Genomic DNA, 20,592 nt, shown 5'->3' on the forward strand with positions numbered 1-20,592 from the left:
CCCGCCGTCCGCGCCTGCACGGCTGCGGTCGACGGGCCTCGGCCCTCAGGCTTCGGGCTTCGGTCCGGGTCAGCCCTTCGCGGTCAACTCCTGGAGCGCGACGTTGAGTTCGAGGACGTTGACCGTCGGCTCACCCATGAACCCGAGCTGCCGCCCGTCCGTGTGCGCGTCGACGAGCTTCTTGACCCGGTCGACGGAGAGGTGGTGGCGCTCGGCGATCCGGTGCACCTGGAGGTCGGCGTACTCGGGCGAGATCGCCGGGTCCAGGCCGGAGCCGGAGGAGGTGACCGCGTCGGCCGGGACGTCGGAGGGCTTCACCCGGTACGTCGCCGTGGAGTTGTCCGCGACGACGGCGGCCTTGGCCTTCTCGACCTGCTTGACCAGTTCCTTGTTGTCACCGGCGAGGTTGGTGGCACCGGAGAGGATCAGTTGGTACTGGGTGTTGACACTGTTCTCGCCGAGCCCGTTCGACGGGCGCGGCTGGAACCAGTTCAGGTCGGGCTCGCCGTCCTTCGTGAGGTACGTCTGCCCGATGAGGGAGGAGCCGACGACCTTGCCCTCGGACTCGATCTCGGATCCATTGGCCCGATCATGGAAGGCGACCTGCGCGACACCGGTGACCGCGAGCGGGTAGAGCACGCCGCACACCACGGTCAGGACGATCAGGGCGCGCAGCCCGGCCCACAGCAACCGGCCTGTGTTCGCTACGGAGTTGTTCATGGCCTTAACCGATTCCGGGGATGAGGGAGAGGAGGAGGTCGATGAGCTTGATGCCGATGAAGGGCGCGACCAGACCGCCCAGGCCGTAGATCCCGAGGTTGCGGCGGAGCAGCTTGTCGGCGCTCACCGGCCGGTACTGGACTCCCTTCAGGGCGAGCGGCACCAGCGCGATGATGATGATCGCGTTGAAGATCACCGCGGAGAGGATCGCGGAGTCCGGGCTGGACAGCCGCATGATGTTGAGCTTGTCCAGGCCGGGGTAGACCGCCGCGAACAGCGCCGGGATGATCGCGAAGTACTTCGCGACGTCGTTGGCGATCGAGAAGGTCGTCAACGCGCCCCGGGTGATGAGGAGTTGCTTGCCGATCTCGACGATCTCGATGAGCTTGGTCGGGTTCGAGTCGAGGTCGACCATGTTGCCGGCCTCCTTCGCGGCAGACGTACCGGTGTTCATCGCGACACCGACGTCCGCCTGGGCGAGGGCCGGGGCGTCGTTGGTGCCGTCGCCGGTCATCGCGACGAGCTTGCCGCCCGCCTGCTCCCGCTTGATGAGGGCCATCTTGTCCTCGGGGGTGGCCTCCGCGAGGAAGTCGTCGACGCCCGCCTCCTCGGCGATCGCCTTGGCCGTCAGCGGGTTGTCGCCCGTGATCATGACGGTCTTGATGCCCATGCGGCGCAGTTCGACGAACCGCTCGCGCATGCCGTCCTTCACGACGTCCTTGAGGTGGACGACGCCCAGGACGCGGGCACCGTCAGCGTCCTCGACCGCCACGAGCAGCGGCGTACCACCGGCCTCGGAGATCCGCTTCACGACGGAGTCGGCGTCCTCGGCGACGCGGCCGCCCTGCTCCTCGACCCAGGCGACGACCGAACCGGCCGCGCCCTTGCGGATCTTGCGCCCGGCCACGTCGACACCGGACATCCTGGTCTGGGCGGTGAACTCGATCCAGGTCGCCCCGGTCAGCTCGCCCTGGTGCCGCTCGCGCAGCCCGTACTTCTCCTTGGCGAGGACGACGACGGAGCGGCCCTCCGGGGTCTCGTCGGCCAGCGAGGAGAGCTGCGCCGCGTCGGCGACCTCGGCCTCGGTGGTGCCGCGCACCGGCACGAACTCGGCGGCCTGACGGTTGCCGAGGGTGATGGTGCCCGTCTTGTCGAGCAGCAGGGTGGAGACGTCGCCCGCGGCCTCGACGGCCCTGCCGGACATGGCCAGGACGTTGCGCTGCACGAGCCGGTCCATGCCCGCGATGCCGATCGCGGAGAGCAGCGCGCCGATGGTGGTGGGTATCAGGCAGACCAGCAGGGCCACGAGCACGACCATGGACAGGTGCTTGCCCGCGTAGTCGGCGAACGGCGGCAGCGTGGCGACCGCGAGCAGGAAGACGACGGTGAGCGAGGCGAGCAGGATGTTCAGCGCGATCTCGTTCGGCGTCTTCTGCCGGGCGGCGCCCTCGACCAGGTTGATCATGCGGTCGATGAAGGTCTCGCCGGGCTTCGTGGTGATCCTGACGACGATGCGGTCGGAGAGCACCTTGGTGCCTCCGGTGACCGCGCACCGGTCGCCGCCGGACTCCCGGATGACCGGGGCGGATTCGCCGGTGATGGCGGATTCGTCGACGGACGCGACACCCTCGACGACGTCACCGTCGCCGGGGATGATGTCGCCGGCCTCGCAGACGACGAGGTCGCCCACCCGCAGCTCGGTACCGGCGACCGCCTCCTCGCGTTCGCCCGTCAGCCGCCGCGCCACGGTGTCGGTCTTCGCCTTGCGCAGCGTGTCGGCCTGCGCCTTGCCCCGGCCCTCGGCGACGGCCTCCGCCAGGTTCGCGAAGATCACCGTCAGCCACAGCCAGGCGCTGATCGCCCAGCCGAACCAGTCGGTCGGGTCCGAGAAGGAGAACACCGTCGTCAGGACGGACCCGATGAGGACCACGAACATCACCGGCGACTTGACCATGACGCGCGGGTCGAGCTTGCGGCAGGCGTCCGGCAGCGACTTCAGCAGCTGCCGGGGGTCGAACAGGCCCCCGCCGACCTTGCCGCCGCGGGGCTCGTGCCCGGTGGGTACGGCGGGTGGGACATCTGTGGCGGTGGACAACATCGCGTCCTCGGAATTCTCTGAACGTTCGGTGCGTACGGTCATCACGCGAGCCCTTCCGCGAGCGGGCCGAGGGCGAGCGCCGGGAAGTACGTGAGCCCCGTGACGATGAGCAGGGTGCCGACCAGCAGGCCGGTGAACAGGGGCTTGTTGGTGCGCAGGGTGCCCGCGGTGGCCGGGACCGGCGTCTGCTCGGCCAGCGAACCGGCGAGCGCCAGCACGAACACCATCGGCAGGAAGCGGCCGAGCAGCATCGCGAGGCCGATCGTGGTGTTGAACCACTGGGTGTCGGCGGACAGGCCCGCGAAGGCGGAGCCGTTGTTGTTGGCGCCGGACGTGTACGCGTACAGGATCTCGGAGAAGCCGTGCGCGCCGGGGTTGAGCATGGAGTTCGGCGGGGTCGGCAGGGCGAGGGAGGCGGCGGTGAAGATCAGCACGAGGGCCGGCGTGATGAGGATGTAGAGGGCCGCGAACTTGATCTCGCGGGTGCCGATCTTCTTGCCGAGGTACTCGGGCGTGCGCCCGACCATCAGTCCGGCGATGAACACGGCGATGATCGCCATGATCAGCATGCCGTAGAGGCCGGAGCCGGTACCGCCGGGGGCGATCTCGCCGAGCTGCATGCCGAGCAGGTCGAGGCCGCCGCCGAGGCCGGTGTTGGAGGAGTGGAAGGAGTTCACGGCGCCGGTGGAGGTGAGCGTCGTGGAGACCGAGAAGATCGCCGAGGCGGCGATGCCGAAGCGGGTCTCCTTGCCCTCCATCGCACCGCCCGCGGCGTCGAACGCCGGTCCGTGGTGGGCGAACTCGGTCCACATCATCAGGGCGACGAAGCCGATCCAGATGGTGGCCATCGTGGCGAGGATCGCGTAGCCCTGCTTGAGGGAGCCGACCATTCTGCCGAACGTGCGGGTCAGCGCGAACGGGATGACCAGGATCAGGAAGACCTCGAAGAGGTTCGAGAAGCCGCTGGGGTTCTCGAAGGGGTGGGCGGAGTTGGCGTTGAAGTAGCCGCCGCCGTTGGTGCCCAGCTCCTTGATGACCTCCTGGGAGGCGACCGCGCCGCCGTTCCACTGCTGGCTGCCGCCCATGAACTGGCCGACGGAGTGGATGCCGGAGAAGTTCTGGATGACGCCACAGGCGACGAGGACGAGCGCGCCGACGACCGAGATCGGGATCAGGATCCGGACGACGCCGCGCACCAGGTCGGACCAGAAGTTGCCGAGTTCGCCGGTGCGGGAGCGGGCGAAGCCGCGCACCAGGGCGACGGCCACGGCGATGCCGACGGCCGCCGAGACGAAGTTCTGCACGGCGAGTCCGGCCGTCTGCACGACGTGGCCCATGGCCTGCTCGCCGTAGTACGACTGCCAGTTGGTGTTGGCGACGAAGGACGCGGCCGTGTTGAACGCCTGGTCCGGGTCGATCGACGAGAAGCCCAGCGAGCCCGGCAGGCTGCCCTGGACGCGCTGCATCAGGTACAGGAAGAGGACGCTCACGGCCGAGAACGCGAGGACTCCGCGCAGGTACGCGGTCCAGCGCATCTCGGTGTCGGGGTTGGCGCCGATGCCCTTGTAGATCCACTTCTCCACCCTGAGGTGCCTGGTGGAGGAGTAGACCCGGGCCATGTGGTCGCCGAGGGGCCGGTAGGCCAGTGCCAGCGCGGCGATGAGCGCCAGCAGCTGGAGCACTCCGGCGAGTACGGGGCTCATATCTGTGCTCAGAACCTCTCCGGATAGATGAGGGCGAGGACGAGATAGCCCAGGAGGGCGACGGCCACGACGAGGCCGACGATGTTCTCGGCGGTCACAGCTTGGTCACCCCCTTGGCGACGAGTGCCACCAGCGCGAAGACCGCGACCGTGGTGACGACGAAGGCCACGTCGGCCATCGTGAGCTCCCTGAGTGAATGTCTTGGATCGGAACTGACAATCAGAGGAAACCCCCGGTCAGGGGCCGATTCGAGTCTCATTGACACCTCCCTTACGCCACGGCGCACGCCCTTGACGGCTCTCTTACGCGGCGCCGGACCGCTCCCGGCCCACGCCGTCGTGGAACGGTTCCGGGAGTGTCCGGGAGCTGTCACATTCGGCGTCCGGCTCTGGCCCGCGGGGGCGGGCGGGCGCATCGTCGAAGTACGAGGACGGCCCTCCCGGACCGCCCCCACCGACGGCCCCCGGAGGTTCGCCATGTGTTTCCACCACCCCGCGTGCCCGAACCCCGAGCACGTCGTCGCGGCCCACCCCGAGCAGGGCTGGAGCCTGCGGTGCGACGGCACGATCGTCTTCGACGACACGGGCGAGCTCCACCCCGACGGCGCCGTCGTCGCCCCGCACCGCTCCTACCCGGTCACGCCCGACCGGCTGGCCGTCGCGGCCTGAGCACACCCGGGCCGCCACCCCGGAGAAGCCGGGCGCGCGCGTCAAGACGGTGTGTCGAGATCCGTACGGACGGCGTCAAGGACGCGGACAGGGCGGGGCCGAGGTCCCTACCGTCGGCGCCATGGCAGACACCTTCAGGGCAGCGGCGGACGGCGCGAGCGCACGGGACGAGCGGTGGGACGGCCAGGCGCGCGGCGCCGTGGGGTGCGGTACGACGCTGTGCGCGCTGCTGCTCGCGATCGACGTCATGGCGGGCCACCTCGCGCCCGGGCGCTGCGTGTTGTGGTGCGGCCTGAGCGTCGCGCTGACGGTGATCCTGCTGCCCGTCCGGGTGACCGCCACGGCGGACCGGCTGAGCACGCGCGGGCTGTGGCGCGAGCACACCGTGCGGACCGACCGGCTGGTGTCGGTGCGCTGCGTGAACGGTGTCGCCGGGCGGTTGGTGCTGCGGGACGAGGCGGGCGGCCGGGTCGAGATCGATCCGCGGGTCCTCGTCGCCAATCCCCCGCTGTGGCGGCTGCTCGACGACGCCGCCCGGGTGTCGCAGCGGCGCGGACTGCTGCTGTGCGGCGGGACGGCGCTGCGCGCGCTGGCGCAGCGGGTGGACGAGGAGCTGGCGCGGACGGTGTTCCAGGTGTCGGGGCTGCGCTGAGGCGCCGGGCCCGCGAGGCCGGTGGCCGGTCCCCGCCCCCGGCCGCTCACCCCCAGACGGCGGCGGCGAGCGCGGCGCCGGTGAAGGCGGAGCCGAGTCCCGCGACGACGCTGCCGACGACGTTGGCCGCGGCGTGGAAGCCTGCCCCGTGCTCGGCGAGCCGCAGCGTCTCGTACGAGAACGTGGAGTACGTCGTCAGCGCCCCGCACAGTCCGGTGCCGACCAGCAACTGCACCTGGGTGGAGGCGCCGCCCGCCACGACGGCGCCGGTGACCAGGCCGAGGACGAAGGAGCCGAGGACGTTGACGGCGAAGGTGCCCCACGGGAACACCGTGTCGTGCCGGGACTGGACGGCGCGGTCGGTGAGGTAGCGCAGCGGGGCGCCGACCATCGCGCCCGCGATCACCAGCAGCCAGTTCATGCCGTGCCCCCTTCGGGCCGCGCGATGACGCGGCGGGTCAGGTGCGCCGCCGTCCACACGGCCGCGAGCGCCACGCACACCGTCAGCGCCAGATAGGCGAGGGCGGTGCGCGGATGGCCGCCGTCGGCCAGGACGCGGATGTCGACGGCGTACGTGGAGAAGGTCGTGAAACCGCCGAGGACACCGGTGCCGAGGAACGGCTTGACCAGGCGCTGGGCGGTCCACACGTGCGTGATCACGACCATGAGGACGCCCATGAGCGCGCAGCCGACCGCGTTGACGACGAGCGTCGTCCAGGGGAAGGCGCCGGAGGCCGTGGGCCACAGCAGCGACGCACCGTAGCGGGCGGAGGCGCCGACGGCGCCGCCGAGCGAGACCGCGGCGATCACGGGCCCCTGTCCCCGCCACGGGGGCGTGCGCCGGACCGGTACGTGCGGGTCCGCTTCCGGGTCGACGGATTCGTTCAGCATCGGGGTGCGGGCCTCTCCCACGTGGATCTCCTACTCGCCGGGCACAGGGTACGGGTGCGCGTCGTCGCAAGTAGGGACCGTTGGCGGCGTCCTTGCCGCAGTTGGAGTACGGCGGGCCCCACCGCCGCGGGGTGATCGCCTGCACCGCCGCGAAGAGCGTACCTCCGGGCGCGTCGGCGCACCGCCCGGGGCCGTTGGCCGGGACCGTTCCGCAGATTGACGCACGCACGACACTACGGCGGCCCCGAAAGCGGGCAGAACCGTAGTGGTCCTCCCCCGCTCCCCGCCCCCTGCCCTGCGCTGTGCGCGCCCTGAAAGGACGGCTCAAGCGTGGCCACATCGTCTCCCCCTGTCCTGCGCCGCCGCCTGCCCGTACGCAAGAGAGCCCGGAAGTGGATCGCGCTGGTTCCGCTCGTCCTGGTCGCCGGGTGGGTGGCCTGGAACTGGCCGGTGTTCGTCTCCGGGCTGGTCCGGCTGCGGGGCGCCGACCCCGGCTGGCTGCTGGCCGCCGCGACGGCCACCGTCGCGTGCTGGCTGCCGGTGTGTCTGCTGCGGCAGGGCGCGGTGCTCGAACCGCTGCCCGCGCGGCGGCTGTTCGCCTCGCAGGTCGCGGCGGGCTCCGCCAACCATCTGCTGCCCGCCGGGCTCGGCGCGCACGTCGTGACGCTGCGGTTCATGCGCTCGTGCGGGATCGAGACGCATCGGGCCTGCGCGGCGCTCGCGCTGTACTCGCTGGCCCAGCCCGTCGGCAAGTACGCCCTGTTGCTCACCCTGATGGCGGCGTCCCCGGACACGCTGCCGCTCGGCGGTCTGCTGCCGGTCGAGCGCGGCGGCCTCGCGGTGCTGCTGCTGGTCGCGGCGGCCGCGGCCGTCGCCGCGGCGCTGTGGTCGGTGCGGCCGCTGCGCGGGGCCGTCCGGAACTTCCTGGGCACGGCGCTCAGCGACGTGCGCGCCCTGCACGCGCGGCCCGCCCGGGTGCTGGCCCTGTGGTGCGGGGCGATCGGCTTCCCGGCGTTGCAGGCCACCGTGATGGTCGCGGTGACGCGGGCCCTGGACGTGCCGGTGCCGGCGCTCGACATCGCGCTCGCGTATCTGGCGGCCACGGCCGTGGCGGGGGTCGTTCCGACGCCGGGCGGGATCGGTTCCGTGGAGGCGGCGCTGGGCATCGCGCTGGTGGGCGCGGGCACGCCGGTCGTCGAGGCGACCTCGGCGGTCATCGGCTTCCGCTTGCTCACGGTGTGGCTGCCGCTGCTGCCGGGCGCGCTGGTGCTGGCCACGCTGGTGCGGCGCAAGGTGATCTGACGCTTGGTAGGTTCGCGTTCGGAGAGCCGCTCTGCCGCACTTGAGGAGGCGTGGTCCCGTGACACCGCTCGCCGTGTTCCTGCCCGAGCTGGGCGCGGTCCCGCGCTGGTTGCAGATCGCGGCCGGCGTGGTGGTCCTCGGCCTCATGGCCGCCCGCCTGTGGCTGTTCTTCCGCCGCCGCAAATAGCTTTCGCCCGCCGAGGCGGACCAAGGCTCGGGGTGACGTACTGCGGGGGCCCCGCGCACACCGAACCCGGCCGGGTGAACGACCTGTTCGGCGGGCGCGGGGCCCGTCGCGTCGGCGGTCAGCCCTGGACGCGGATCAGCTTCTTGTTCGCGAACTCCGCCATGCCGTACTTGCCCAGCTCACGGCCGATGCCCGAGCGCTTCACGCCGCCGAAGGGCAGGTCGGCCTGGGTGCCGGCGAAGCCGTTGATCCACACCATGCCGGTGTCGAGGCGGTCGGCGACACGCTTGGCGCGCTCCACGTCACCGCTCCACACGGCGCCGCCGAGGCCGTACGGCGAGCTGTTGGCCAGCTCCACGGCGGCGTCCTCGTCGGACACCGAGTAGACGACGGCGACGGGGCCGAACAGCTCCTCGGTGTAGGCGCGCATCTCCGGCGTGATGCCGGTCAGCACGGTCGGCTGGACGTACGCGCCGGGGCCCTCGCCGCGGCCGCCGCCGGTGTGCAGCGTGGCGCCCTTGTCGACGGCGTCCTTGATCTGCTCCAGCAGCTGGTCGGCGGCGGCGCGCGAGGACAGCGGGCCGAACTTCGTGCCGGGCTCCAGCGGGTCGCCCGCCTCCACGGCGCCGACGTTCGCGGTCAGCTCGCGCACGAAGTCCTCGTACAGGCCCTCCTGGACGAGGAAGCGCTTGGGCGAGTTGCAGGCCTGTCCGGCGTTGCCGAGCCGGCCGCCCGCCGCCTTGCGGGCGGTCTTCGCCACGTCGTCGGTGTCGAGGAGGATGAACGCGTCGGAGCCGCCCAGCTCCAGGACGCACTTCTTCAGGTTGCGGCCGGCGATCTCGGCGACGGCCGACCCGGCCCGCTCGCTGCCGGTGAGCGAGACACCCTGGTTGCGCGGGTCGGCGATGATGTCGGCGACCTGGTCGTTGGTGGCGAAGACGTTGAGGTAGGCGCCGGCCGGCAGCCCGGCGTCCGTGAAGATCTGCTCCATCGCGAGCGCCGCCTGCGGGCAGCTCGGGGCGTGCTTGAGCAGGATCGTGTTGCCGAGCATCAGGTTCGGCGCGGCGAACCGGGCGACCTGGTAGTACGGGTAGTTCCACGGCATGATCCCGAGCAAGGACCCGAGGGGCGCGGTGCGCACGGTGGCGGTGCCGCCGCCGCTGACCGAGAGCTCCTCGTCGGCGAGGAAGCCGGGGCCCTCGGTGGCGTAGTACTCGTAGATGCTCGTGACGATGTCGATCTCGCCCTTGGCCTGGGCGAGGGGCTTGCCCATCTCCAGGCTGATGATGCGGGCGAGCTCGTCCTTGCGCTCCTGGTAGATCTCCCCGACGCGGCGCAGCACCGCCGAGCGGGTCTCGACGTCCGAGGTGCGCCAACTCTGGTACGCGGCGTGGGAGTCGGCCAGTGCGGTCTCGATCTGCTTCGCGGTCGCCTCGGGGAATTCCTTGAGGGTCTCGCCGGTCGCGGGGTTCACCGTTTTGTAGGCCGTCATGCCCGCGACCATACCTTTCGTGTCCGGACCGTCGCGATGGCACACAAACGTGCTACGGGATATTGACGCTCCTGCGGTCGGGCGTGGAGTGTTGAGGGATCCGAGGACAAGGGGAGCGCCATGCGCGTCGAGTTCCGGACCGCCCCGACGCACTACCGCCACTGGTCGCTGAAGACCGAAGGACCCGTCGCCACGCTCACCCTGGACGTGTCCGAACAGGGCGGGCTCGTCCCCGGCTACGCGCTGAAACTCAACTCCTACGACCTGGGCGTCGACATCGAGCTGTACGACGCCGTGCAACGGCTGCGCTTCGAGCACCCCGAGGTGCGGGCGGTCGTGGTGACCAGCGGCAGGGACAAGGTGTTCAGCGCGGGCGCGAACATCCGGATGCTGGCGGCGTCGAGTCACGCGTGGAAGGTCTCCTTCTGCAAGTTCACCAACGAGACCCGCGCCGGCATCGAGGACGCCTCCGCGCACTCCGGCCAGACCTACCTCGCCGCGGTCAACGGCACGGCGTCGGGCGGCGGGTACGAGCTGGCGCTGGCCTGCGAGCGGATCCTGCTGGTCGACGACCGCTCGTCGACGGTGTCGCTGCCGGAGCTGCCGCTGCTCGGGGTGCTGCCGGGCACCGGCGGCCTCACCCGGCTCGTCGACAAGCGGGGCGTGCGCCGGGACCTCGCCGACCACTTCGCCACGCGGCCGGAGGGCGTGGGCGGCGCTCGGGCCGTCCGGTGGCGGCTGGTGGACGAGGCGGTGCCGCGCGGCGCGTGGGAGCGTACGGTCGCCGCGCGTGCGGCCGAGGCCGCCGCGCGCTCCGACCGGCCGACGGGCGGCCCGGCGGGAGGTCCGGCGGAAGGTCGGGCCGGGATCCGGCTGACGCCGCTGGAGAAGACGCGAACCGAGGAGGGCGTCGCGTACCGGTACGTGCGCGCGGCCCTCGACCGGGACCGGCGCGTCGTGGAGATCACGCTCGACGGGCCGACGTCCGACGCCCCGGCCGGACTCGCCGGGCTGCACCGGCAGGGGGACGCCTCCTGGCCGCTCGCGCTCGCCCGCGAACTGGACGACCTCGTCCTCGATCTGCGCACCAACGAAACGGAGTTGGGCACCTGGGTGCTGCGCAGCCGGGGCGACGCCGACCGCGTCCTCGCCCACGACTCCCTGCTCCTGGACCACGGCGACGACTGCCTCGCCCGCGAGATCACCCTGTACCTCAAGCGGACGCTGAAGCGGCTCGACCTGAGCAGCCGCAGCCTCATCGCCCTGATCGAGCCCGGCAGTTGCTTCGCCGGGACGCTCCTGGAGGTCGTGCTCGCCGCCGACCGCTCCTTCCACCTCTCGGGTGTCTTCGAGGAGGTGGACCCGGACGCCGCACCGGCCACGGTCACCGTCGGCCCGATGAACCTCGGTGCCCTGCCGATGAGCAACGGGCTGAGCCGGCTGGCGACCCGGTTCTGCCGCGACGAGGAGTCCCTGACGGCCGCCCGCGCCGCCCGGGGCCGGGCCCTCGACGCGGCGGACGCCGAGCGGCTCGGCCTGGTCACCTTCGCCCCCGACGACATCGACTGGGACGAGGAGGTGCGGATCTGTCTGGAGGAGCGGTCCGGGTTCAGCCCGGACGCCCTCACGGGCCTGGAGGCGAATCTGCGCTTCGTGGGGCCCGAGACCCTGGAGACGAAGGTCTTCGGCCGCCTCACCGCCTGGCAGAACTGGATCTTCAACCGTCCCAACGCGTCCGGCCCCGACGGCGCCCTGCGCAGGTACGGCACCGGACAGCGCCCGGAATTCGACCGGAAGCGGGTGTGACCGATGGCGCTCACCGCCGACTACACCGACAAGATCCCCAACAACGTGGACCTGCACGAGGACCGCCGCCTGCGGCGCGCCCTGGAGTCCTGGCAGCCCGACTTCCTCTCCTGGTGGGACTCCATGGGCCCCGCCCTGCCCACCGACGACGTGTACCTGCGGACCGCGGTCGACGTCGGGCGCGACGGCTGGGCGCGCTTCGGGCACGTCGCGATGCGGGACTACCGGTGGGGTGTCTTCCTCGCCGAACCGAAGCCCGACCGCCGGATCGCCTTCGGCGCGCACCGCGGCGAACCGGCCTGGCAGCGGGTGCCCGGCGAGTACCGGGCGGACCTCCAGCGCCTCATCGTGATCCAGGGCGACACCGAAGCGGCCAGCGTAGAGCAGCAGCGCAACCTGGGGGCGACCGCGCCCAGCCTCTACGACCTGCGCAATCTGTTCCAGGTGAACGTGGAGGAGGGGCGGCACCTGTGGGCGATGGTCTATCTGCTGCACGCCCACTTCGGCCGGGAGGGACGCGAGGAGGCGGACGAGCTGCTGCGGCGCAACTCCGGGAGCGAGGAGTCGCCGCGCATCCTGGGCGCGTTCAACGAGGAGACGCCGGACTGGCTGTCCTTCTTCATGTTCACGTACTTCACCGACCGCGACGGCAAGTACCAGTTGGGCACGCTCAAGGAGTCGGGCTTCGACCCGCTGTCGCGCACAGCCGAGTTCATGCTGAAGGAGGAGGCGCACCACATGTTCGTCGGCACCACCGGCATCGACCGGGTGGTGCGGCGCACGGCCGAGCTGATGCGCGAGCACGACACGGACGACCTCACCGGCTGCGGCGGCATCCCGCTGGACGTGATCCAGAAGTACATCAACTTCCACTACTCGGTCTCGCTCGACCTCTTCGGCTCGGAGACGTCCACGAACGTCGCCACCTACTACACCTCCGGTCTGAAGGGCCGCTGGGGCGAGGAGCGCCGCACCGACGACCACACCCTCACCGACGACGCGTACCTCGTGGACGCGCTGGTCGACGGGGAGTTCGGGCAGCGCGAGGTGGCGGCGCTCGTCGGGCTCAACACCGATCTGCGGCGCGCGTACATCCGCGACTGCCACACCGGTCTGGGCCGCTGGAACCGGCTCCTGGAGGAGGCCGGGATCGACCGGCGGCTGTATCTGCCGCACGTCGCGTTCAACCGGCGGGTCGGCGCCTTCGCCGGGATCGAGGCGGCACCGGACGGGACGGTCCGCGGCGCCGACGCGTGGGCCGAAGGGAAGGCCGTCTGGCTGCCGACCGAGGTGGACCGGACGTACATACGCTCCCTGATGCGCCCCGTGCGCGAGCCGGGCCGGATCGCCTCCTGGATCGCCCCGCCGAGCCAGGGCATCAACGGCAAACCGTTCGACTACGCGTACGTGCACCTGGCCTGACGAGCCATCCGTGGAGCCCCGGGCGCGCGCGAGCGCCGACCCGGCCCCTACCCAGGAGACGACCTGATGCTGGACGGCCACCCCCTGATCGACGTCCATCTCCACCCGGCGCGCCTGTCGACCCTGAAACCCACCTACGAGGAGTGGACACAGGGCATCGCCGACCACGATCTGCTCGCCCGGATCTACGACGGCGACACGGTCGACCCGGAGGCGTTCCACCGCTATCTCGTCTCCGAGGGCGTGGACGTCGCGCTGCTGCTGTCGGAGTACAGCCCGCGGTCGACCGGCATCCAGCCGGTGGAGGACCTGCTGCCGCTCACCGCCTACGAGCCGTCGAGGGCCAAGGCGATCGCCAACGTCAACCCGCACCTCCACTACCCCATCGAGGACGAGCTCCAGCGCCAGCTCGACCTCGGCGCGGTCGCCTGCAAGCTGCACCCGGTGCACGCGGGCGTCGCCGCCAACGACCGGCGCCTGTATCCCGCGTACGAGCTGTGCCAGTCGGCCGGCATCCCGCTCGTCGTGCACTGCGGCACGAGCACCTTCCCCGGAGCGCTCAACAAGTACGCGGATCCGCTGTTCCTGGACGACGTGCTGCGCGACTTCCGGCGCCTCGACGTGGCGCTCGCGCACGGCGGGCGGGGCTGGTGGTACGACGCGGCGGCGTTCATGGCGCTGTCCAACGAGCGGGTGTGGATCGAGCTGTCGGGCCTGCCGCCGTCGCGGCTGCGCACCTACTACGGAAGGCACGACTGGTCCCGGCTCACCCGCCGCATGATCTTCGGTACGGACTGGCCGGGCGTGCCGGGCATCGCGCGGAACGCGCGCGCCGTGGCGGCGCTGTGCCCGGACGAGACGACGACGGGGCTCGTCCTCGCGGGCAACGCGGCGCAGGTGTACCGGCTGAAGCCGGCCGGGTGAGCGGGGGCGGTCAGCCGTCGGCGGTCAGCCGGTTCCACTCCTGCTGGGCGGCGGGGTGCCGGCGCTCGTGGAGCTCGGTGAACACGCGCGCGGCGCGGGCGCCGATCCAGTGCGGTGGCAGCAGCTCCGGCGGCAGTTGCGGGTCGAGGGCCGGGAAGCGCCGCCACGCGTCGACGAGTTGGATCTGGGCGAGCAGCGTCTGCGTACCGGGATCGGTCCGCGCCCCTGCGAACCGGGCGAGGAACTCCTCGTACGCCGCCGCCAGATCACCGAGCCGCCATGCCTGTTGCACCATGTCCCGCTCGGAGCCGATCCCGGCGAACGGGCCGCAGAACGACGACACCTCGGACCCGAGCCCCAGCCCTTCCACCACCTGCTTGGCCTCCGCCTCCCGGGAGGCGTGGGGCGACACCCACATGCCGGGCGCGGGGCTGCCGAGGCCGGCCCAGGTGAGCCGGGTCCGCAGCCGATGGCGCAGTTCGCGCCGCGTCTCCGGGACGCTGACCAGGAGCACCAGCCAGCGGCCGTCCCAGCCCGGCCGCGCCCGGCCGAACGAGTAGATGCGCTCGGCGCCCTCGGTGAGCAGCGTCCGGCCCCGCTCGGTCAGCGCCCAGCGCACCCGCCGCCCGGACCGCTCGGCGCTGACGAGTCCGCTCGCCGCGAGCCGGTTCAACGCCTGCCGGGCCGCCTTCTCCTCGACGCCGAGCCCCGCCAGCACCCGCAGCAGCGTCGAGGTCCACACCGGGGCGCCGCTCGGCAGGACGTACTCCCCCAGCACCGTGAGCAGCAGCGAGCGCGCGCTGCCCGGTCCGGGCGGGCGGGGCGGGGTGGTCAATCCGGGCTCCTTCGCTGGACGTTGTGCCAGGGTAGCCGAGTCGCACTACGGAGAGCCGTCGTCGCGTACGGCTCGCGTAGACCTTCGGGCCGTCCTCGGTGTCACGCGTCGCGCCGCCGGAACGCCGCGGCGGCGAGCAGCAGCAAGGCCGCGGTGTACCCGGTGACCAGGGCGAGCGAGGGCCAGGGGGCGAGGCTGCCGACGGCGTCCGCGCTCGCGTCCGAGGTCTGGGTGAGCTTCTCCAGCGCGGCGGTCGGGGAGAGCCCGGCGATCCACCGCTGGGCGTCGCCGAACAGCGGGCCGACGAGGGAGGGCAGCAGCAGGACGCCGATCACGGTGGTGACGGCGCCCGCCGAGTGCCGCACCAGCGTGCCGATCGCGAGTCCGAGCAGCGCCGCCACCGAGAGGGACGCGGCGATGCCGAACAGCGCGGGCCAGGGCTCGCCCTGCGCGTACTTGCCGCTGGGGAGCAGCGCGCCGCCGAGGGCGTGGGCGAGGGTGCAGGACAGCAGGGCGAGCCCGTACGTGAGGAGCGTGAGGACCGCTCCCTTGGCGGCGAGCACGGTGCCGCGCCGGGGGTTCGCGGCCAGTGTGGTGCGGACCGTGCCGCTGCTGTACTCGCCGGTGATCACGAGGGCGCCGGTCACGGCCGCCAGCATCTGCGCGACGACGGTGAGGGTGAGGCTGCCGCCGAGCACGGTGTCGTCGGCCTGGAGGCTGCCGCTCGCGGCCACGAACACGGCGCCCAGGACGGGCACCAGGGCGGTGGCCACCGTCGTCCACACCGTGGAGCGCACGCTGCGGAACTTGATCCACTCGTACGCGATCTGTTCCGGCAGGGCGGCGCGCGGGGTGCGGGGCGCGGCTTCGAGGAAGAGGTCGTCGGTGGGAGCGCTCATCGCGGGACCTCCTCGGTCGCCGGGGTGGTGTACTCGGCCGCGGTGCGGGCGAGTTCGGTGTAGACGTCCTCCAACGAGGAGCGCGCGGGCGCGAGTTCGTGCACGGCGATCCCGTGGTCGCGGGCCAGGTCGCCGATGGTGGTCGCGTCCGGTCCCTCGACTCGCCAGCCACCGCGCGGATCGAGCCGTACGACGGCGCCCTTGGCCTCCAGCAGCGCCCGCAGCCTCTCGGCCTCGGGGGCACGTACGTAGGTGTGGGCGCGGGAGTGGGTGGCGATGAAGTCGTGGACGGTGGTGTCCGCGAGGAGGCGCCCCCTGCCGATGACGACGAGGTGGTCGGCGGTGAGTTCCATCTCGCTCATCAGGTGGCTGGAGAGGAACACCGTGCGGCCCTGCGCGGCCAGGGACTTCATCAGGTCGCGGATCCAGCGGATGCCCTCGGTGTCGAGGCCGTTGACCGGTTCGTCGAGGAGGAGGATCTCCGGGTCGCCGAGCAACGCGGCGGCGATGCCGAGGCGTTGCCCCATGCCGAGCGAGAACCCCTTGGTGCGTTTGCGCGCGGCGGCCGGTGGCAGGCCGACGAGTTCCAGGACCTCGTCGACACGGCGCCGCGGCAGCCCGTTGCTCGCGGCGAGCCCCGCCAGATGCTGGTGGGCGGTGCGGCCGCCGTGCACACCCTTCGCGTCCAGCAGGGAGCCGACGGTGCGCAGGGGCGCGCGCAGTTCCCCGTACGGGCGGCCGGCGACGGTGACGCGGCCGCGGGTCGGGGTGTCCAGGCCGAGGACGAGCCGCATGGTGGTGGACTTGCCCGCGCCGTTGGGGCCGAGGAAGCCGGTCACACGGCCGGGGCGGACGGTGAAGGACAGCGTGTCGACGGCGGTCCGCGCGCCGTACCGCTTGGTCAGTTCCGTTGCTTCGATCATGTCTGCGACGCTACGAACGACGGCCGTTCGGGACATCCGCCGCACGGAGTCGGCGGGTACTCCCGTGGGAGCAGTGAGCAGGCCCTAGCGCTCTCCGGGGCGCACCAGGCCGGTCTCGTAGGCCAGGACGACCAGTTGGGCGCGGTCGCGGGCGGCGAGCTTGGTCATCGCGCGGCTGACGTGCGTCTTCGCGGTCAGCGGGCTCATGATCAGCTCCTTGCCGATCTCGTCGTTGGTGAGCCCGGCCGCGACCAGTGCCATGACCTCGCGCTCCCGGTCCGTGAGGGGCGCGAGCCGCTCGGCCCCGGCCGCCGCGGGAGCCTGGAGGCGGGCGAACTCCTCGACCACGGAGCGGGTCACCGCAGGTGCCAGCAGGCTCTGCCCGGCGGCGACCGTACGGATCGCCGCGCGCAGTTCGTCCGGCTCCAGGTCCTTCAGCAGGAAGCCCGCCGCACCGTGCCGCAGCGCCTCGAAGACGTACGCGTCGACGCGGTACGTGGTGAGCATGACGACGCGGACGTCGTCGAGGGTGGGGTCGGCGGCGATCCTGCGGGTGGCCTCGATGCCGTCGACGCCGGGCATGCGGATGTCCATGAGGACCACGTCGGGGCGGGTGGTGCGGACCGCTGCGACGGCCTGCTCGCCGTCCGCCGCCTCGGCGACCACGACCAGGTCGTCGGTCAGGTCGAGCAGGGCGCGGAAGCCGGCCCGTACGACGGTCTGGTCGTCCGCGAGCACCACGCGCACGGTCATGGTCGCTCCCCCTCGCCGGGTGCCGCGTCGAGGGGCAGCCATGCCCGCACCCGGAAGCCGCCGCCGGGCAGCGGCCCGTGCTCGATGCCGCCGCCGACCGCGCAGGCCCGCTCGCGCATGCCGATCAGGCCGAAGCCCGGCTCGCGGGCGGCGTCGCCGGGGCCCCTGCCGTCGTCGACGACCTCGACGGACAGGTGTCGCCGCTCGACGCCGACGGCCACGGCCGCGTGCCGGGCGTCGGCGTGCTTGACCACGTTGGTGAGGGCTTCCTGCACGATGCGGTAGGCGGCGAGGTGGACCATGCGCGAGGCCGCGTCCGGGTCCGGGACGTCCTGGCGCAGGGTGACGTCGAGGGCGCCGCCCGTGTACGTGGTCACCAGCTCGGGGAGCCGGTCGAGCCCCGGCGCGGGCGCGGTGCTCGCGCCGTCCGGTGCGCGCAGCACGGTGACGGTGGCCCGCAGTTCCCGTACGGCCTCCTTGCCCGCTGCGCGCACCGTGCGCATCGCGTCGCGCGCGACGTCGGGTCTGCGGTCGAGGGCGTCCAGGGCGACGCCCGCCTGCACGGTCATGGCGGCCACGGTGTGCGCCACCACGTCGTGGAGTTCGCGGGCGATCCGGGTCCGCTCCTCGTGCACGCGGCGCGCCGCCTCGCGCTCCCGGTCGGCCTCCGCGCGCTCGGCCCGCGCCGCGTAGGCGGCCAGCAACTCCCGGCGCGTACGCACCACTTCGCCCAGCAGCAGCGGGATCAGCGGCCACACCATCTCCAGGACCGGCAGCCCCTGCGGGTTGACCACGTCCTTGCCTACGAGCAGGGCGACCGCCCCCGACGCCCCGGCGGCGATCACCGCCGCCCAGGCGGTGCGGCGGCGGCCGCCCCGGACCGCGACGGTGTAGAGCGCCACGATCACCGGCAGGTTCAGCAGCTCGCCGATGTGTCCGTACAGCGCCCAGGCCGCGCACACGGCGCCGGTCACCGCGGCCACGGCGACCGGCCACCTCGCGCGCAGCGTCAGCGCGCCCAGGGACAGTGCGTACAGCGCCCACGAGAACCGGTCCCCCTGCCGGTAGCCCGGTTCGCTGACCGCCAGGTCGGCCGCGGTGAGCCCGCCCACGACGGCCACGACCAGCAGATCGGGCCACCGGGGCGGAAGCACCCGCACCCGGGCCGACAGCTGGTCGAAGGTCGTCACGTTCTCACGTTAGGCGCCGCCCCTCGGCCGCGCATACGCCCGTGGGAGTAGCCCCGCTGCTTCAGCGGCGCCCCTTGAGGCGCTCCACGCCCACCACGCCGAGCGCGGCGAGGCCGATCTGCATGGCCAGCTCGATCCAGTCGATGCCGTCGGTCTCGGCGACGTCGAAGGCGCCCGCGAGGGCCGTGCCGATGAGCGCGGCGGCGATACCGACCAGGAGCGTCCACACGATGCCGATGCGCTGACGGCCGGGGATGGCCAGGCGGCCCAGTATGCCGATCACTATGCCGATGACGATCGCGGTGAAGATGCCTGAGATCTCCATGCCAATTGCCTCTCCTTGATCCGAGACTTCGACGTTTCGACACGGCTGTCGAATGTCGATTTACGTGTTCCCCGGCTTGGGGGACGCAGTCCCACCGACACCGGTTGAGTCTCGATGCGGGGGTTGCCCCCCGCAGGGCGGCGGGGGCTGTCCGGCTACTGGGGGCACCCTCGACTCCGTACGTTCATGGCCATGTTGAAGCGGACAGCACACGCGGCCCTCGTCGTCTCCCTCGCCTCGGGCGCCCTCGCGGTCGCCGGAACGGCCTCCGGCGCCACACCCCTCTCCGGCACCACCTCGGGCACGGCCGCCCCCACCACCGTGCGGACCGACAAGGGAGTCGTGCGCGGCGCGGTCGACGGTGCGGTGCGTACTTTCGAGGGCGTCCCGTACGCGGCGCCGCCGGTGGGCGCGCTCAGATGGGCGCCGACCGCGCCCGCGCAACCATGGCGCGGCGTCCGGGACGCCACCCGGCCCGGCCCGGCCTGTCCGCAGACCGGGCTCCTGCCGCCGGTGGGCCCCTTCTCCGACTCCGAGGACTGCCTGACCGTCAACGTGACCGCCCCCGCGGCCGGTTCGGCGAAGCCGCGCCCCGTCATGGTCCATCTGCACGGCGGCGACCACACCGACGGGGCGGGCGCCATGAACGGTGCGGCGCGGCTCGCCGCCCGGGGCGATGTCGTGGTGGTGACGGTCAACTACCGTCTGGGGGCGCTCGGTTACCTCGCCCACCCGGACCTGGAGAAGAAGGGCGTCGAGTCGGGCAACTACGGGTTCCTCGACCAGCGGGCCGCCCTGCGCTGGGTGCGGCGCAACGCAGCCGCGTTCGGCGGTGATCCCGGCAACGTGACCCTCTTCGGGCAGTCCGCGGGAGCCACCAGCGCCTGCGCCCACCTCGTCGCGCCCGGCTCGGCGGGGCTGTTCGACCGGGTGATCCTCCAGAGCGGCGCGTGCACCCGGTCCGACGCGACGACGGACCGTGCCGAGGCGCTGCGGCAGGGCGAGAAGGCCGCGAAGGACATCGAGGCGAACGGGGTGGACGACTGGCGGGAGGCGGCGCCCGCGCAGCTCGTGCACCCCTTCGGCGCCGGTCCGCACTACGGGCCCGTCTACGGCGGGAAGCTGCTGCCGCGCACACCCCAACAGGCCTTCGCCTCGGGGACGTTCGCGAAGGTGCCCGTGCTCCAGGGAATCACCCGCGACGAGAACCTCGGCATGGTCTACAGCATGGAGCTGATGAAGCGGCAGGCCACCGGCGACCCGGAGGCCACCCTCGACGAGAGCGACTACCGCACCCAGCTGGAAGCCGCCTTCGGGGCGGCGAAGGCTCCGGCGGTCGCCGCCGAGTACCCCGCCGAGGACCACGACGGATCCGTGGCGCTCGCCCTCGGGGCGGCGCTCACCGACGGCGACCACGGGCGCGCCACCGTGGCGACCGGGCAGGCGCTGTCCCGCCACGTCCCCACGTACACCTACGAGTTCGCCGAGGAGGACACGCCCTGGTACGCCGACCCCGCCTACCCCGAGCCGTCCTTCCCGGCCGGGGCCATGCACACCTTCGAACTGCCCTACCTCTTCGAGATTTCCGCATATCAGCCGCTCGACGAGCGACAGCGGGGCCTGTCCGACGCGATGATCGACATCTGGGCCGGCTTCGCCCGCACCGGCAAGGCCCCGTGGCAGACCGGCACGCCCGCCGTCCTCAACGCCCAGGCGCTGGCCTCGGGGCCGGGCGGCATCCGGCCCGTCGACTTCGCCAAGGCGCACCACGACACCTTCTGGAAGTCCCTGGGCTGAGCGGG

The 20,592-nt window shown here is 72.3% G+C and carries 22 protein-coding genes and 1 pseudogene; 9 read left to right on the top strand and 14 right to left on the bottom strand.

The features are described from left to right. Nucleotides 1–69: 69 nt before the first annotated feature. The 5 genes from ACYBSK_RS21475 to ACYBSK_RS21495 are packed head-to-tail and all read right to left on the bottom strand — an operon-like array spanning nt 70 to nt 4,780. On the bottom strand, nt 70–720 hold the full coding sequence (locus ACYBSK_RS21475; RefSeq protein WP_460242923.1) for a potassium-transporting ATPase subunit C: 651 nt from the start codon (nt 718–720) through the stop codon (nt 70–72). Nucleotides 721–724: 4 nt separating this feature from the next. Further along, nucleotides 725–2,818: a potassium-transporting ATPase subunit KdpB gene (gene kdpB, locus ACYBSK_RS21480; RefSeq protein WP_457478809.1), complete on the bottom strand. Its 2,094-nt coding sequence runs from the start codon at nt 2,816–2,818 to the stop codon at nt 725–727. A 41-nt stretch (nt 2,819–2,859) separates the two neighbouring features. Beyond that, nucleotides 2,860–4,521: a potassium-transporting ATPase subunit KdpA gene (kdpA, locus tag ACYBSK_RS21485; RefSeq protein WP_460242924.1), complete on the bottom strand. Its 1,662-nt coding sequence runs from the start codon at nt 4,519–4,521 to the stop codon at nt 2,860–2,862. Between the two features lie 8 nt (nt 4,522–4,529). Then, entirely contained in the window at nt 4,530–4,619 is a 90-nt protein-coding gene (gene kdpF, locus ACYBSK_RS21490) for a K(+)-transporting ATPase subunit F (RefSeq protein ID WP_018533641.1), read from the bottom strand. Then, nucleotides 4,616–4,780, bottom strand: a complete 165-nt coding sequence (locus ACYBSK_RS21495; protein WP_457478811.1) for a hypothetical protein — start codon at nt 4,778–4,780, stop codon at nt 4,616–4,618. Before ACYBSK_RS21495 ends, kdpF begins: the two co-directional genes overlap by 4 nt. Nucleotides 4,781–4,997: 217 nt before the next feature. Here ACYBSK_RS21495 and ACYBSK_RS21500 point away from each other — a divergent pair, with 217 nt between their 5' ends. Together ACYBSK_RS21500 and ACYBSK_RS21505 are read left to right on the top strand one after the other, a co-directional pair. Continuing rightward, nucleotides 4,998–5,189, top strand: a complete 192-nt coding sequence (locus ACYBSK_RS21500; protein ID WP_460242925.1) for a DUF5999 family protein — start codon at nt 4,998–5,000, stop codon at nt 5,187–5,189. 121 nt (nt 5,190–5,310) lie between these two features. Beyond that, on the top strand, nt 5,311–5,841 hold the full coding sequence (locus ACYBSK_RS21505; protein WP_460242926.1) for a hypothetical protein: 531 nt from the start codon (nt 5,311–5,313) through the stop codon (nt 5,839–5,841). 46 nt (nt 5,842–5,887) lie between these two features. On the opposite strand, the gene crcB (ACYBSK_RS21510) is transcribed toward ACYBSK_RS21505, so the two are convergent. Next, complete coding sequence (crcB, locus tag ACYBSK_RS21510) at nt 5,888–6,262, bottom strand: fluoride efflux transporter CrcB (RefSeq protein ID WP_457478814.1); 375 nt, start codon at nt 6,260–6,262, stop codon at nt 5,888–5,890. After that, a complete protein-coding gene (crcB, locus tag ACYBSK_RS21515; RefSeq protein WP_457481815.1) occupies nt 6,259–6,732 on the bottom strand; it encodes a fluoride efflux transporter CrcB in 474 nt (157 codons plus the stop codon). The genes crcB (ACYBSK_RS21510) and crcB (ACYBSK_RS21515) overlap by 4 nt, the downstream gene beginning before the upstream one ends. A gap of 330 nt (nt 6,733–7,062) precedes the next feature. Here crcB (ACYBSK_RS21515) and ACYBSK_RS21520 point away from each other — a divergent pair, with 330 nt between their 5' ends. From ACYBSK_RS21520 to ACYBSK_RS21530, 3 genes and pseudogenes are all read left to right on the top strand, one after another. Then, on the top strand, nt 7,063–8,034 hold the full coding sequence (locus tag ACYBSK_RS21520; protein ID WP_460242927.1) for a lysylphosphatidylglycerol synthase transmembrane domain-containing protein: 972 nt from the start codon (nt 7,063–7,065) through the stop codon (nt 8,032–8,034). 58 nt (nt 8,035–8,092) lie between these two features. Then, on the top strand, nt 8,093–8,221 hold the full coding sequence (locus ACYBSK_RS21525; RefSeq protein ID WP_460242928.1) for a hypothetical protein: 129 nt from the start codon (nt 8,093–8,095) through the stop codon (nt 8,219–8,221). Between the two features lie 26 nt (nt 8,222–8,247). Next, a pseudogene (locus ACYBSK_RS21530) lies at nt 8,248–8,325 on the top strand (VOC family protein); the annotation flags it as partial. A 14-nt stretch (nt 8,326–8,339) separates the two neighbouring features. On the opposite strand, the gene ACYBSK_RS21535 reads toward ACYBSK_RS21530, so the two are convergent. Beyond that, nucleotides 8,340–9,713 (bottom strand): NAD-dependent succinate-semialdehyde dehydrogenase, encoded by a 1,374-nt coding sequence (locus tag ACYBSK_RS21535; RefSeq protein ID WP_460242929.1) that lies wholly within the window; start codon nt 9,711–9,713, stop codon nt 8,340–8,342. A gap of 120 nt (nt 9,714–9,833) precedes the next feature. On the opposite strand from ACYBSK_RS21535, the gene boxC reads away from it, so the two are divergent. The 3 genes from boxC to ACYBSK_RS21550 all read left to right on the top strand — a co-directional run bounded on the left by boxC (nt 9,834) and on the right by ACYBSK_RS21550 (nt 13,865). Continuing rightward, complete coding sequence (gene boxC, locus ACYBSK_RS21540) at nt 9,834–11,519, top strand: 2,3-epoxybenzoyl-CoA dihydrolase (protein ID WP_460242930.1); 1,686 nt, start codon at nt 9,834–9,836, stop codon at nt 11,517–11,519. 3 nt (nt 11,520–11,522) lie between these two features. Then, nucleotides 11,523–12,941, top strand: coding sequence for a benzoyl-CoA 2,3-epoxidase subunit BoxB (boxB, locus tag ACYBSK_RS21545; RefSeq protein WP_460242931.1), 1,419 nt, complete (start codon nt 11,523–11,525; stop codon nt 12,939–12,941). A 66-nt stretch (nt 12,942–13,007) separates the two neighbouring features. After that, complete coding sequence (locus tag ACYBSK_RS21550; RefSeq protein WP_457478820.1) at nt 13,008–13,865, top strand: amidohydrolase family protein; 858 nt, start codon at nt 13,008–13,010, stop codon at nt 13,863–13,865. A 10-nt stretch (nt 13,866–13,875) separates the two neighbouring features. Here the strand turns inward: ACYBSK_RS21550 and ACYBSK_RS21555 are convergent, their stop codons facing one another. The 6 genes from ACYBSK_RS21555 to ACYBSK_RS21580 all read right to left on the bottom strand — a co-directional run bounded on the left by ACYBSK_RS21555 (nt 13,876) and on the right by ACYBSK_RS21580 (nt 18,790). Then, complete coding sequence (locus ACYBSK_RS21555) at nt 13,876–14,700, bottom strand: PaaX family transcriptional regulator (protein ID WP_460242932.1); 825 nt, start codon at nt 14,698–14,700, stop codon at nt 13,876–13,878. Between the two features lie 101 nt (nt 14,701–14,801). Continuing rightward, complete coding sequence (locus tag ACYBSK_RS21560) at nt 14,802–15,599, bottom strand: ABC transporter permease subunit (protein ID WP_460242933.1); 798 nt, start codon at nt 15,597–15,599, stop codon at nt 14,802–14,804. After that, complete coding sequence (locus tag ACYBSK_RS21565; RefSeq protein ID WP_460242934.1) at nt 15,596–16,522, bottom strand: ATP-binding cassette domain-containing protein; 927 nt, start codon at nt 16,520–16,522, stop codon at nt 15,596–15,598. Before ACYBSK_RS21565 ends, ACYBSK_RS21560 begins: the two co-directional genes overlap by 4 nt. A gap of 84 nt (nt 16,523–16,606) precedes the next feature. Further along, nucleotides 16,607–17,275 carry a response regulator gene (locus ACYBSK_RS21570; RefSeq protein WP_460242935.1) on the bottom strand — a complete coding sequence of 223 codons (669 nt, stop codon included), beginning with the start codon at nt 17,273–17,275 and terminating at the stop codon, nt 16,607–16,609. After that, nucleotides 17,272–18,465, bottom strand: a complete 1,194-nt coding sequence (locus ACYBSK_RS21575; RefSeq protein WP_460242936.1) for a sensor histidine kinase — start codon at nt 18,463–18,465, stop codon at nt 17,272–17,274. Before ACYBSK_RS21575 ends, ACYBSK_RS21570 begins: the two co-directional genes overlap by 4 nt. A 61-nt stretch (nt 18,466–18,526) precedes the next feature. Further along, nucleotides 18,527–18,790 carry a GlsB/YeaQ/YmgE family stress response membrane protein gene (locus tag ACYBSK_RS21580; protein WP_457478825.1) on the bottom strand — a complete coding sequence of 88 codons (264 nt, stop codon included), beginning with the start codon at nt 18,788–18,790 and terminating at the stop codon, nt 18,527–18,529. 192 nt (nt 18,791–18,982) lie between these two features. Here ACYBSK_RS21580 and ACYBSK_RS21585 point away from each other — a divergent pair, with 192 nt between their 5' ends. Then, complete coding sequence (locus ACYBSK_RS21585; protein WP_460242937.1) at nt 18,983–20,587, top strand: carboxylesterase/lipase family protein; 1,605 nt, start codon at nt 18,983–18,985, stop codon at nt 20,585–20,587. Nucleotides 20,588–20,592: the final 5 nt, after the last annotated feature.

This window comes from Streptomyces sp. BYX5S (genome assembly GCF_054724165.1).